This is a genomic window from Blautia hansenii DSM 20583 (assembly GCF_002222595.2).
Lineage (GTDB): Bacteria > Bacillota > Clostridia > Lachnospirales > Lachnospiraceae > Blautia > Blautia hansenii.
The window spans coordinates 1,764,192-1,776,830 of sequence record NZ_CP022413.2; the positions used below are offsets into that span (position 1 = coordinate 1,764,192).

The 12,639-nt window shown below is 38.7% G+C and carries 13 protein-coding genes; all 13 read right to left on the reverse strand.

What is annotated here, in order from left to right; all coding sequences use genetic code 11:
* Window positions 1-17: 17 nt before the first annotated feature.
* Window positions 18-752: a DUF3784 domain-containing protein gene (locus tag CGC63_RS08795; protein ID WP_040351125.1), complete on the reverse strand. Its 735-nt coding sequence runs from the start codon at window positions 750-752 to the stop codon at window positions 18-20.
* Between the two features lie 20 nt (window positions 753-772).
* Window positions 773-1,198: a DUF3887 domain-containing protein gene (locus CGC63_RS08800; protein ID WP_003021020.1), complete on the reverse strand. Its 426-nt coding sequence runs from the start codon at window positions 1,196-1,198 to the stop codon at window positions 773-775.
* Complete coding sequence (locus CGC63_RS08805) at window positions 1,185-2,333, reverse strand: sensor histidine kinase (protein WP_003021018.1); 1,149 nt, start codon at window positions 2,331-2,333, stop codon at window positions 1,185-1,187. Before CGC63_RS08805 ends, CGC63_RS08800 begins: the two co-directional genes overlap by 14 nt.
* A 4-nt stretch (window positions 2,334-2,337) precedes the next feature.
* Entirely contained in the window at window positions 2,338-3,039 is a 702-nt protein-coding gene (locus CGC63_RS08810) for a LytR/AlgR family response regulator transcription factor (RefSeq protein WP_003021016.1), read from the reverse strand.
* A gap of 150 nt (window positions 3,040-3,189) precedes the next feature.
* Complete coding sequence (locus CGC63_RS08815; RefSeq protein ID WP_003021011.1) at window positions 3,190-4,710, reverse strand: ATP-binding protein; 1,521 nt, start codon at window positions 4,708-4,710, stop codon at window positions 3,190-3,192.
* Complete coding sequence (locus CGC63_RS08820; protein ID WP_040351173.1) at window positions 4,700-6,046, reverse strand: vWA domain-containing protein; 1,347 nt, start codon at window positions 6,044-6,046, stop codon at window positions 4,700-4,702. Before CGC63_RS08820 ends, CGC63_RS08815 begins: the two co-directional genes overlap by 11 nt.
* Window positions 6,036-6,878, reverse strand: coding sequence for a leucine-rich repeat protein (locus CGC63_RS08825; protein WP_003021006.1), 843 nt, complete (start codon window positions 6,876-6,878; stop codon window positions 6,036-6,038). Before CGC63_RS08825 ends, CGC63_RS08820 begins: the two co-directional genes overlap by 11 nt.
* Window positions 6,879-6,897: 19 nt before the next feature.
* Complete coding sequence (locus CGC63_RS08830) at window positions 6,898-7,938, reverse strand: polyamine ABC transporter substrate-binding protein (protein ID WP_003021003.1); 1,041 nt, start codon at window positions 7,936-7,938, stop codon at window positions 6,898-6,900.
* Window positions 7,939-7,961: 23 nt separating this feature from the next.
* Window positions 7,962-8,744: an ABC transporter permease gene (locus CGC63_RS08835; protein ID WP_003021000.1), complete on the reverse strand. Its 783-nt coding sequence runs from the start codon at window positions 8,742-8,744 to the stop codon at window positions 7,962-7,964.
* Window positions 8,741-9,595 carry an ABC transporter permease gene (locus tag CGC63_RS08840; protein WP_003020998.1) on the reverse strand — a complete coding sequence of 285 codons (855 nt, stop codon included), beginning with the start codon at window positions 9,593-9,595 and terminating at the stop codon, window positions 8,741-8,743. The genes CGC63_RS08835 and CGC63_RS08840 overlap by 4 nt, the downstream gene beginning before the upstream one ends.
* Window positions 9,596-9,605: 10 nt before the next feature.
* Window positions 9,606-10,670 (reverse strand): ABC transporter ATP-binding protein, encoded by a 1,065-nt coding sequence (locus tag CGC63_RS08845; RefSeq protein ID WP_003020995.1) that lies wholly within the window; start codon window positions 10,668-10,670, stop codon window positions 9,606-9,608.
* A gap of 67 nt (window positions 10,671-10,737) precedes the next feature.
* A complete protein-coding gene (locus tag CGC63_RS08850) occupies window positions 10,738-11,526 on the reverse strand; it encodes a YibE/F family protein (RefSeq protein WP_022239906.1) in 789 nt (262 codons plus the stop codon).
* Entirely contained in the window at window positions 11,523-12,626 is a 1,104-nt protein-coding gene (locus tag CGC63_RS08855) for a YibE/F family protein (protein ID WP_003020989.1), read from the reverse strand. The genes CGC63_RS08850 and CGC63_RS08855 overlap by 4 nt, the downstream gene beginning before the upstream one ends.
* Window positions 12,627-12,639: the final 13 nt, after the last annotated feature.

Below are 12,639 nucleotides of genomic sequence, written 5' to 3' on the forward strand. Positions count from 1 at the left end.
TATACAATAAGCGACCATTATTTTAAAGTTTTTTCTATTTCATAATAGAGTTCCCTTGTCTCCTTTTCTGTTTTTTCGTTTATTACCACATCTCCTTTTTTTGTGTGCAGGATTATGTAAGCTTTACAGTCTTTATACGCATACAAAGTATATTTTCCCTGTTCTTCATTTTCAAATTTCCCTTGCAGCAAAGTTGCACCGGAAAATCCATTGGTTCTTGTTCCTGCCTGAAAGTCTTCGGTAAATTCTATTTCCTCAATATCTTCTGTTTTTATCTCGTAATCGCTCCACCAATACCCTTGAATTTCAAGTCTGTTTGCTGATACAGCAATTTCAATCTTACCTTTACTGAAAACAATTCCCATAATCAAACCGGAAAACACGATGGATGCTGCTATAACACAAATCACTGCTTTATTATAGTTTCTCTTTCTGCTTCCTGTATTTTCTTTTATCTTACAGATTGTATTACTCAAAATCATAATCCCGACTGCAATAAGGACAACCAAAACAGCATAGACTATCCAGAACCAATCCGGTATCCTTTTACCAAAAGCTTCCATAATTGCCGTAAGCAAGGTAATGATTAGCATACCTGTTCCTGTAATACGGCAAAGTTTTTTCTCATCGTATTGCTCCTGATTTTCCTTTGACATGGTATTATAACCGGCGATTAAAATACTGCCTCGTCCTGACAATAAAATCAGTGAACAAATACCACATAAGGCAATTATACTCCAGATTACTATCATCTTTTACGCCCCCACTTCATTTACTTAATAAAGAAGCCCGCACATTTCATATCCTCATCAAAGGAAACAGTGAACATTGCCTTTCCTTCTTCGTATTTTGCCAAAACCATAACGGTTGCATATTCTGTGCCTGTATCTTTGTCTTTTGTTCCTGCTACCTCTATTTTCTCGAAGCTGTCAAACGCTCCTACTTTATCTAAGGTGTATGATAAATTTTCCTGCAAGGTCTCTAACGCAATAGCATTTTTCATAACAGGGCTAAAGATGTCATTATATACACTTTCCACATTACCTTCATTTACCTGTGTCACAATATCCTTTGCCGCATTTTTGACTTCTTCCTCATCGAATTTGTCCGATAATTTTCCCTGACAGCCTGTCAGAAGCAATAACATTCCCGCCAGAATAAACGCTGTAAGCTTTTTCATAAAACTATTTTTTCTCATAATTTTCTACCTCCTGAAAATGATTTGATGAAATCATAATAATTACTTCAAACTGTTTTTCATTCTTTTCAACAGTACATGTTCCTTCGTATTTTTCCACCGCCTCCTTTACATTTCCAAGTCCTAAGCCTTCATGCTTCTTTTCCCGTTTTTGCACATTTCCCATAGAATTTGCTACATGTATAATCAAAAAATCCTTTGCTTCTTTTATACTGATTTTCAAAAATCGGGGTTCTTGTCCTTCACTTCCGATTGCTTCAATGGCATTATCCAGTAAATTGGCAAAAATCGTGGTGATATCCATTTCGTTTATTCTGTCAAGACAATGTTCCTGTATATCCAACTCCAGCTTCACATTTTGAAGATTTTTATGACAGAGCTTTTCATTTAAAATAATGTTTAACATTCTGTTTTCTGTATACCATAAATGATGGCTTTGGTTTAAAATATGAAAAACCTCCTGATTATACTGCTTTGCTTTCTGAATTTCTCCCATTTCATAAAGCTCTGTAATTACCTGCATGTGATTTTTTAAATCATGTACAATCTTCCGTGATGCCTGATAGCTTTCCTCCAGCTTTAAATAATGTTGATAGAGCAGTTCTTCTCTCTGCTTATTTTCACAGCTTTTTGCCACAAGCTGATAGGAATAAAACACCACCAAATTCATACCAAACAGAAGAACAATGTTGAAAATAATCAGTGCATATCCATTCCACCTTACATAATAATCCCCGATAATAAGCAGGGAAATGAGAAAAATAACAGAAAGTATCGGCATTGTCCAAAAGATGAGCTTCTGCCCTCTTTTCAGCGTCAAAACGCTTTGCTGTTTCATCATTCCGTCTAAAATCAATATCCAAAAAATATCTATCATCCAGCGGATTAAGGCAGCCCCGATACGGGATACCGCAAACGGATCTTCAATTACATACGACCATGACATATTCCATATAATTCCTGATAAAATGGTACTTTTTAAATGAACCGATAACACATAGCTGATAAAAATTCCTGCAAAAAACAACAAAAAATAAAAAATCAAACGCTCCTGTGCCTGTTTTTTCACTTTTCGGGAAAACCAGATGCACAGCCCTAAAAATAGGATAATCTCCACCCCGTAAAAAATATCCATAGTTTTACTCCTTTTTTACCAGAAATCTGCTCAGCGATTTTTTAAATGCAACCGCCTGTTTTTGAGATAAAGGAAGTATTTCATTGTTCATCAAATAAATGTCATAACCTTTAATGTTTTTCACTTTATCCAAATTTACCACAAAGCTTTTATGAGGAGCGGCAAAACCATATATTTCCATTTTTTCTCGGATATCGCTGATTTTTCCTCTCATAAAATAGGTTTCTTTCTTAGATACCAGCTTAATCTTCCGATTAAAAAATTCAAAATAATAAATAGTATCGCAAGGAATACGAACACGCCCTTCCAAAGTCATAAATTCTAAAAACGGTATCTCTTTCGGTGTTTCTTCCTCATAAGAAAGTGCATCCTGTATCTGCCTGTAAATTTTTTCTTTTTTTATGGGCTTTAACAAATAGCCGAAAGCATGTACGGAGAACGCCTGACTTGCATATTCCTTATATGCCGTCACATATACAATTTTTATTTTCTTATCTTTTAAGCGAATTTTTCTTGCTGTTTCTATCCCATTGATACCTTTCATATCAATATCTAAAAATAGTAAATCGTAACTTTTGCCACATTCCAAAAATTCTTCTCCGCCTGCATATAAATCAATCTGCTCCAAAGGCTCTCTATATTCTTCCAATATGTTTCTGAGACTTTCTCTTATCTCTTTTTCATCATCACAAATGGCTATTTTCATCTTTCCTACTCTTTTCTTCTTTTCCTTTTTCTGAATTATAATTCATTTTATCTCTTTACTCAATAGAAGTTGTATAAAAGACAGAAAAAAGGAACTATCGTATGAATACATCCAAAACAGATGATATCCAAAACAATAGTTCCCTTTCCTTTATAATTCCTGCTCGATTTCCTTTAATTCATTTAAAATTTCTGTATATTCTTCATGAAACAACAGTTTTTTATTATATTTGTAATAGCTGTCACATCCGTGTTCACTGATAAATTCTAAACTGTGCGGACTAGTATTCAGTTCTGTCACAAAGATAACCATTTCCTGTCCGTCTGCAAAAGCTGCCTCCAAAAAGTCAAAGGCATTTTGAAGATTATTGCGTAGAGCTTCAATGTCCTTTTCTCGTTTTTCCTTTTCTTCCTGAAATCTTTCTTTTACCCCGTCAAAAATAACTTCCTTGCTCTCTCCTACAATGTCCAGCGTATCTGCTGTCTCCTTGTAGTCTTTGAGACGCTCAATCGCTCTTAACCAAATATACTCCGCATCTTTTGTAAGCTGTCCGGCAACCTTTTTCTCCTCCAGCGCCCGATTTTCCATGTCCAGAATATCCCCCATAGAAACAGAGGCTTTCCGCTCATCCGAAAGCGCTTCCTTCCAGCTTTTCAGCAGTTCAAACAGCTTTTCCATATATGCTTCGTTATCGTGATAGCTTCGAAACATTTCATTTAATTTTCCAATGAGAAGTCCCACCACACTAAACCGCTCATCAAAGGCTGCCACTCGAAGCTTTTCGATTGCAAAGCTTGCGAAAGTCCCTGCAAGAACAGCATCAATCTGATAATCTGTCTGATATTTTTCAAACAGTTCCAGATAATTTGCAAAGTCTTTGGCAATTTTCCAATGCTGAATATACTGCATGATAACTTCTCTGTCTGCGGTTTTTCCCAGCTTTTCATACACATATAAAAGCTCAGATAAATCCTCCCAGCCTCTGGCAGTAGCAAACATTCTGCCGTCCACGCCGGTTTCCATACGATAAAAATTCTCCTTACGGATATCCAGATAAGAAATCACTGCCGGATGAATACCTGCTTCATAAGCATATTCCTTCCATACTTGGAAATTCTCCTGTACTTCTATCTTTTTTATTCTGTCTAAGGTTACCACATCAAATTCACGAACAGACTTATTGTATTCCGGAGGATTTCCTGCTGTTACAATCACCCAGCCCTTTGGCACTTGCTGATTTCCAAAAGTCTTGCACTGCAAAAATTGCAGCATGGCAGGGGCTAAGGTCTCTGATACGCAGTTAATTTCATCAATGAATAAAATCCCTTCCTCTATCCCTGTTTCTTTCATCTTATCATACGCCGCAGAAATAATTTCACTCATGGTATATTCTGTTACAGAACGATTTTCTCCTCCGTATTCTTTTTCCCGAATGAATGGCAGTCCCATAGCGCTTTGTCTTGTATGATGGGTAATGGTATAGGATACCAGATTAATCTTACACTCTCTGGCAATCTGCTCCATAATCTGTGTTTTTCCGATACCCGGCGGTCCGATTAAAAGCACAGGTCTTTGTCTGACAGAAGGAATACAGTATTCTCCCCGTTCATCCTTTAACAAATATGCTTCTATTGTATCTTTAATTTCCTGTTTTGCACGTTTAATATTCATACTCTGCTCCTTCCTCCTGTATATAAATTTTCATTGCCCAAGGCGGCACTTCTACCTCCTGATAATCCTTCTGCATAAGAATAAAAGCTGTGTCATACGGGGGCATTTTATTGGGAAAAATCCCCTGTCCGTCTGTAAAATATAAAAGTCCTTTTAATCCTGTGAGTTCTTTGTTCTCCTGTAATTTCTGAATATAAGCGAAAACAGGGCGAAAATCCGTACCTCCCTGTCCTGCCAGCTCCAGAGTTTCCATATAATTCTCCAGCTCTTCTTTTGAAGTAATTTTCTCATCTTTTTGAATTCTTTCATCACACTGGAGAATATGAATGTTAATCTTCCTAAAAAAGCTTTCTTCTTCCTTTAATATTCCGTAAGTTTCCTGCAAAAATCGTTTCACTGCCTCTCCGGAGCAGGACATAGAGGTATCAATGGCAATAACAAATTCTTCTATTTTCTTGACTTCTCTTGTTTCCTGTGGTTCAATCAGCGGCATATTTCCATAGACAGACAACCCATAGCTGTAAAATACATAATCAAAGGCATCCGGGTCTAAATGCGCTTCTTCCTTTACCACGGCAAACTTCTTCAAAAAATTTCTATAATCAAAGGTTTCCCTGTTTTCTACTTTAATTTGCTCTAAAAATCCCGGAGAACCCTCTGACAAATCCTGTCCGAAGGTTTCCATTTCTGTTTCCATTTTATCACGAATATCTTCCCAATTCTCCTTTGATCTTTCATTGGGAGGGCGGTTCTTGTCTCTTCTTTCCCAGAGCCCGTGATTGTCTGTGTGAAACTCTTTTTCCCACCTTTTTGCAGTTTCCAAGTCCGGCTTTTGCTCTGTCAGCTCCTGAAAAATCCCTTCTGCATGCAGCACATTTCTTCTCTTTTTTAACCACGCATATAAATTCTTTTTCTCTCTGCTCATGGGCCTTTTCACACAATGAAAAGGCAGTCCGTCTATGACAGACTCCACTGCAATATCACAGGCTGTATTCCAAAGGATATCCACGATTTCTCTGTCCAGATATTGACACGCACGTTTTTTTCGATGCTCTGTTTTCTTCCATAAATGCCCGAAAATACAGTGCAAAATCACGTGAAGATAAGCTCTGTTTACTTCTCTTCGACCTTCTCGATACAGCCCGCCCAGATAAGCCGGATGATAATAAAGTCCAATTCCGTCTGTTCCAATGGTATCTGTTCCTGCATCCATCTGATAGCGCAAGGTCGATAAAGCAACATCTAAAAACCGCAAATGAAGATACAGCTCATTTCTGGCTGATACTAAAATTTTTCGATTGATTTCTTCTATGCGTTTCTCTTTTTCATAACTCAAATTTTTTCTCCTTTCCTGCAAATTTCTTTCTTTTTTCTTCCATGAGATACCCTGCAATATCCACTGCTTTCTTCTCGGAAGCCTCCTCTATGATATTTTCTAAAGCTTCTCTGCTCCAGAAATTTTTCCTACCGAAATACTCATATACTTCATGCCAGTTGGATTTTTCCAGATAAAAACGTGCACATTTTTCCAGATTCTCTCTCACATAAGCTTCATAACTTTTCTCCGCTTCTTTGGCAAGCTGATAGGGATATAAAAGCCTGCCTACTGCCATGGGAATTAAAATTTCTTCTTTTTCATACACCAAAGCTGTGGAAAATAAACTGTCGTATCGCTTATAATCTACTTTCTTGTCCGTAAAGCACTGGCGGTATTTATAACCACACCCATGAAAATGCGTTTCCAAAATTCTGGCAGGGGTATTTTCCACGCCTTCCTCATAATATTCGGGAAAAATCAGCTCTGCCCTTTCATCTGTATTGAGAAAAACAATGCTTACATACATCTCATGAAAGGTCTCGCTGACAACGTCTTTGATACAGGAAATACCGTCTTCTTTTAAAAACATGACTAAATTTCTAAGGGAGGAACAGCCTGTAAAAGAGCCTCCTCCGATTTCCTTTACATCGTCAAAAAGCTTTAAGGTCTTCAAGCTTCTGCATCCGTAGAAAGTATATTTTCCCAGAATTTCAATCCCCTGCGGTATCTCTATTTCTTCTATTTCCGTAAATTCTCTTTGCTCCTCTTTGCTTCGTCCCGCCTTCCACGGAGAATAGGCATAAGACGTCAAAGAGGATGCCAAAGCACCCTCTTTTCTACATTCTTCCAACTTATGTACCTCCGAAAGCTTAGTCGCAGGCTGCTTTAAATTCTGTCCAGTTTTGATTGTATACCTCTTCTGCCTCTGCACTTACATTCTGAATAATTTCGCCCTTTGTTACAGAGTCCGGAACAACTAAATCAGGATTTACCAATTCATCTGCCGCTTTATTTGTACAGTAATATCCTACGAAATCAAAGCATTTTGCAGCTACCTCAGGCTCTAAAATGTAATCTAAAAATGCGTAAGCTTCTTCTGTATCCGGCGCATTTTTCGGAATAAAGAAGTTCATAATTCCAAAGCCCAAGCCCTCTTTTGGATAAACAACCTTCAAATCAGGATTTTCTGCCAAAGCTGCAATGACCTGTGAGGTATATAAAATACCTACGGAAGCTTCTCCGTTTAACAGAGCATTCTGTGTATTGGTATCCTGTATCATACGAATATTCGGCGCTAATTCTTTTAACTTTTCTCCTGATTCTTTAATCACCGCAGGGTCTTGTTCATTCATGCTTTTTCCCATAGTGAGAAGCACCATACCCTCTACGGCACGATAGCTGGCAATGGTTGCAATTTTATCTTCCAGCGCCGGGTTCCATAAGTCTTCATATCCCTGAATTTCAAAGTCCACCTGCTCCGGATCATATACGATTAAAGGAATACCTGCTCCATGCGGTATGGTATATTTATTTTCCGGGTCGTAAAACTGGCTCTGATACAATGGATTGATATTGTCATAATTTTTCAGCTTTTCCTTATCCAGTTCTTTTGCCAGTCCATTATTTACAATCTGCTCAATAATATAATCGTCACCGATTACAAGGTCGTAATCTTTTCCGTCAGACTGCTGTACCTTCTCAAACATGGTTTCGTTAGAGTCAAAGTTTGAGCTGATAATACGAATGCCTGTTTCATCTTCAAAATCTGTCAAAACCTCCTGAGGAAACAAGCCTTCCCATGTATAAAGCACCAGCTCTTTATTGTCTTCTTCTTTCTTCTCTCCGCAGCCTGTCAGCATACTTCCTGCCAACGCCGCACATAAAATCATAGAAACTATTTTTTTCTTCATTTTCACATCTCACTTTCTAAATATTAATATTTCTTTTCTGCTCTCTTACTCAAAAATGAGGAAAGAAGCAAAACTGCTGTAATTACTACTAAAATAATGGTACAAAGAGCGTTAATTTCCGGTGTTACCCCTGTTTTTAGCTGTGCATACACCTTTACCGGCAGAGTATTCAGCCTTGGACCGTTTACAAAAATACTGATGACCACATCATCAAAGGACATGGCAAACGCCAGTAAGCTTCCGGATAAAACAGCCGGTGCAATAAGAGGCATGGTAATGTCAAAAAAGGTTCTTATCGGTCCCGCCCCTAAGTCTCTTGCTGCTTCCTCAAGGGATTTATCAATTCCCACTAAGCGTGCCTTTACCATCATAAAAATATAGGGAATACAAAAGGTAGTATGTGCAATTACCAGTGTTGTCATACCAAAGGGCAGATTTAACATGGAAAAGAACACAAGAAAAACCATTCCTAGAATAATTTCCGGTATCATAATGGGAATTGTAGAAAGATATTCCATCATTCCCTTTGTTTTGTATTTCACTCTTGCCATTCCCACAGCCCCTAAGGTTCCGATTACCGCAGAAATTCCGCAGCTTAAAACCCCAAGCAAAATGCTGTTAAAAAGCGCTTCCTTTAAATCTCTGTCATTGGCTAAGGTCTCATACCATTTGAGCGAAAAGCCTGTAAAATTAGCGGAAAGTCTGGACTCATTAAAGGAAAAAATCACTACCATAACAAGGGGAAAATACATCAGTAAAATCATAATTGCCAAATATAAATTTGACCATTTCCATTTCTTTTTCAAAATAATCCCTCCAAATCCTTTACATGAGTAACCTTTCTATATACAAACATCATCAGAGATGTCAGCAGCATCAGAACCACTGCAAGGGCTGCCGCAAAAGGCCAGTTGCTTCCTCTGGTAAGCTGGTCCTGAATCACACTTCCCACCAGTACAATCTTATTTCCTCCTAAAATATCTGCGATGAAAAACAGCCCCATAGAAGGAATAAAAGTAAGAATAACCCCTGTCAAAAGCCCCGGCAAGGTAAGCTTAAAGGTAACCGTAAAAAATGCCTTTACAGCATTTGCACCTAAATCTCTTGCTGCCTCTACATAAGACCAATCCATCTTTTCCACACTGGAATATACTGCTAGCACCATAAAAGGCAAGAGAGCGTATACCATACCAATAACTACCGCAGGATAGGAATACAGAATTTTCAACGGTTCTTCAATAATCCCCAGTTTCATCAAGAAACCGTTTAAAACACCTTTTGCCTGCAAAATTAAAATCCATCCATACATACGAATTAAAGAACTCGTCCAAAAAGGTATCATAATCAAAAGCATCATTCGTTTCTTCCGTTTTGCAGAAAGCTTCGCCATAAAATATCCGAAAGGATACCCCATAAGTACAATCAACAGGGTACTGGTAATGGCAAGCTGGAAAGACTGCACAAAACTTTTTAAATATACAGGCTCTGCAATCTTTTTATAATTTTCCAGCGTAAAACTCCATATTGTGGAAGAACCGCTTCCATTGGTAGCAAAGCTCAGTGCCACCATGTAAAGGAGTGGTCCTACTACAAAGCATAAGGTAAAAAGATAAAGAGGAAGAACAGTAAGAAACAAACCTGATTTTTTCTTTTTCATGTTCCGCCTCCTACTCCAAATCCACAAATACCGCATGCTCCGGTTTCCAACCCACGCAGACCTTATCCCCTGCTTTTAAGTCCGCATCCATACCATATCGACAGGACACCAAGGTCTTTCCGGATTTCAGTTTCAATGTGAGATGAAGCTGCCCTGCTGTAAAGGATTTGTCTTCTAAAACAGCATCCAGACCTTCTTTACATTCTGTGCAAACCTTTAAATTTTCTCTTCGTACTGCCAGATTTACCTGCATGCCCTCACAAATTCCGTCAATGGGTTCTGCATACATCATCTGATTTTCTATCAGTACCTGCGCTTCTGTATCTGCTACCTTCTGCACCACGCCGGAAATCACATTGGCATTTCCTACAAAATCTGCCACATAACTGGTTTTCGGATGATTGTAAATTTCATCCGGCGTTCCAATTTGCTCAAATCTGCCGTCTTTCATAACCACAATTCGGTCGGACATATTGATGGCTTCTTCCTGATCATGGGTAATGTATAAAAAGGTGATACCCAGCTTTTTCTGTAATCGTTTCAACTCAAGCTGCATGGTACGGCGAAGCTTCAAATCCAGCGCACCCAAGGGCTCATCCAAAAGCAAAAGCTTGGGGCTGTTTACCAGCGCTCTTGCAATGGCAACCCTCTGCTTTTGCCCGCCTGAAAGCTCAGAAGGCATACGCTTTTCATATCCTGTCAGCTGTACCAATTCTAAGATTTCTGCCACTTTTTTCTTAATTTCTGCCTTGGGTACTCGCTTAATCTTCAATCCGTATCCCACATTTCCCTCTACATTTAAGTGAGGAAACAGCGCATAATTTTGAAAAACCGTATTCACATCCCTTTGATTGGGAGGCACAGCCGTAACATCCTTTCCGTCTAAAAATACCGTTCCGCTGTCCGGCGCTTCCAGTCCTGCAATAATACGCAGAGTCGTGGTTTTACCACATCCTGACGCCCCTAAAAAGGTGATAAACTCTCCCTTTTCAATGGACAGAGTAATTCCGTTTAAAACATCGGTTTCTCCAAATCCCTTTTTAATATTCTTCAATTCCAGTAATTGTTCACTCATTTTTTTACCTTCTTTTTCATTTCAACCTGTTGTCAGCTTCTATAATGGCATAAGTTTACTATTTTTGTCAATTCTTATGAAGAAATTTAGATTTTTTTAATCCACTTTTATTTGAAAGCGTATAGGCCACGCAATATGCCGCAAAGGGAACAATCAGCACACATGCCACTGCCCCAAAAAGCATCACGGACAACTCCTGAAACAAAAAGCGGGAATTCACAATGGTTTCTATGGTATATCCACCCTTCTTCAAATAGGCAAACAACAGCATAGAGTCACCTAAATACACAAAAAGCAGAGTATTTACCGTAGTTCCGATAATTTCCTTCCCCACCTGCATGCCGGAGGCGAACAATTCTTTTTGGCATAGCTCCGGCCGATGCTGCTTCACCTCATAAACCGCAGAGGTTACCGACAATGCCGTATCGATTGCCGCACCCAAAGCGCTTAGTATGGTTACTGATACTGCAATCTGTAACATGCTGATATGAATATCCGACTCATAAAAATACATAATATCCTCCTGCATGGACTGTATTTCATTTAATCCGCCGCCCTGTGCCTTCCACACCAGCAGATAAATCAGAATACTCAGTACAAGCATAATTCCCGTTACAGCAGCAAATGCCGCAAAGGTTTTCACGTTTTTTCCATTCTGCTTCATTAAAGATATGTAGCTAATGATTACAGCAGCCAGAAAGACAACGGGAAAAACAGGATAGCCCTTTGCCAGCAAAATAATCGTTCCTCCTAAAACAAGAATGTTGCCGCAGAGCACCAAAACGGCGATTGCACCTCTTTCTCCTCCCACTGCTACCATGAGAAGAAACAATATCAACACAAGTATTCCTGTCATTTTTCCCTCCTAACCTGTACCTTTAAAAAGACTGCGGATACAAAAATAGAAATTGGAATTGCCAGCACAATCCCGATACTTTCTATAAGAAACCGGCAGATTTCAAAGGAAATATGATATCGTATATTGGACAAAAAAGAAATGTCATTGTTCATTCGAATGAGAAATCCGGGAATTAAACCGCTTCCAAAGGTAAACAACAGCACACTGAGCATGGTTCCCATAATGTCATATCCTATTTCTCTGCCGGAGCGAAACAGGGACAAAAATTTAATATCCGGTTTTTTCCGAATAAGTTCTCCTGTTGCCGCCGCTATGGTTACAGCTACGTCCATAATTGCTCCAAGTCCTGCCAGCATAACCTCTGCCTCAAACATTTCTGCGGGATTTTCCACGCTTCCCAGATATTCCATAGAAGAATAGTCCACGTCTCCATACAAATACATAATAAAATGAAATATTCCCATAATAACCGTAAATACACAAAGAGTTGAGCAGACTGCCGCCAGCGTTCGCTTGTGAAATCCGTTTAAAAGCAAAATCGTTCCAAAAGTAAAGCAGAAAACCATGATATTGCAGATTTTAATCATATTTCCGCCTTTTAGATAAAAATGAAATCCCACGGCATAGACAACCGTGTTAAAAATCATCGTGCTTATAGTATAAATTCCTTGCTTCTTTGTAATCAGGATGAGCAAAAAAAGTAACATTCCTCCTACTGCCGCCAGATAAGTATCCCTTTTCAGACCTTTGATTTTTCCTGAAAGCCTTTCCCCGTTTTCACTGGCATGAATAAACACCTTATCCCCTCTGTGGTATTTCTGATTTGTAACACCGGAATACGTATATTCATTTTTCAGCGTAACTTTACTTCCCTTCCATTTTCCGTTCAGTAAAATCCCCTGCATTGTCTGTCGGTAATAAGCTTCCGTCTCACCTCTTGCCCCTTCTTTTTCTCCTGTCTTTTCTGTCTGCACTTTTGTAATTTTGGCAATGGTTGTATCATAAAGCCAAGCGTCCTGAGACACAAATAAAAGAAACAACAGATATATTCCTATAAGAAAAAATACCTTTTTTCTTTTACAAACAAATTCTTTCATTTTCCCACCTCAT

Coding starts and splice junctions, on each gene's coding strand:
- CGC63_RS08795 (WP_040351125.1), bottom strand. CDS start 752: ATGATAGTAATCTGGAGTATAATTGCCTTATGTGGTATTTGTTCACTG.
- CGC63_RS08800 (WP_003021020.1), bottom strand. CDS start 1,198: ATGAGAAAAAATAGTTTTATGAAAAAGCTTACAGCGTTTATTCTGGCG.
- CGC63_RS08805 (WP_003021018.1), bottom strand. CDS start 2,333: ATGGATATTTTTTACGGGGTGGAGATTATCCTATTTTTAGGGCTGTGC.
- CGC63_RS08810 (WP_003021016.1), bottom strand. CDS start 3,039: ATGAAAATAGCCATTTGTGATGATGAAAAAGAGATAAGAGAAAGTCTC.
- CGC63_RS08815 (WP_003021011.1), bottom strand. CDS start 4,710: ATGAATATTAAACGTGCAAAACAGGAAATTAAAGATACAATAGAAGCA.
- CGC63_RS08830 (WP_003021003.1), bottom strand. CDS start 7,938: ATGAAGAAAAAAATAGTTTCTATGATTTTATGTGCGGCGTTGGCAGGA.
- CGC63_RS08840 (WP_003020998.1), bottom strand. CDS start 9,595: ATGAAAAAGAAAAAATCAGGTTTGTTTCTTACTGTTCTTCCTCTTTAT.
- CGC63_RS08845 (WP_003020995.1), bottom strand. CDS start 10,670: ATGAGTGAACAATTACTGGAATTGAAGAATATTAAAAAGGGATTTGGA.
- CGC63_RS08850 (WP_022239906.1), bottom strand. CDS start 11,526: ATGACAGGAATACTTGTGTTGATATTGTTTCTTCTCATGGTAGCAGTG.
- CGC63_RS08855 (WP_003020989.1), bottom strand. CDS start 12,626: ATGAAAGAATTTGTTTGTAAAAGAAAAAAGGTATTTTTTCTTATAGGA.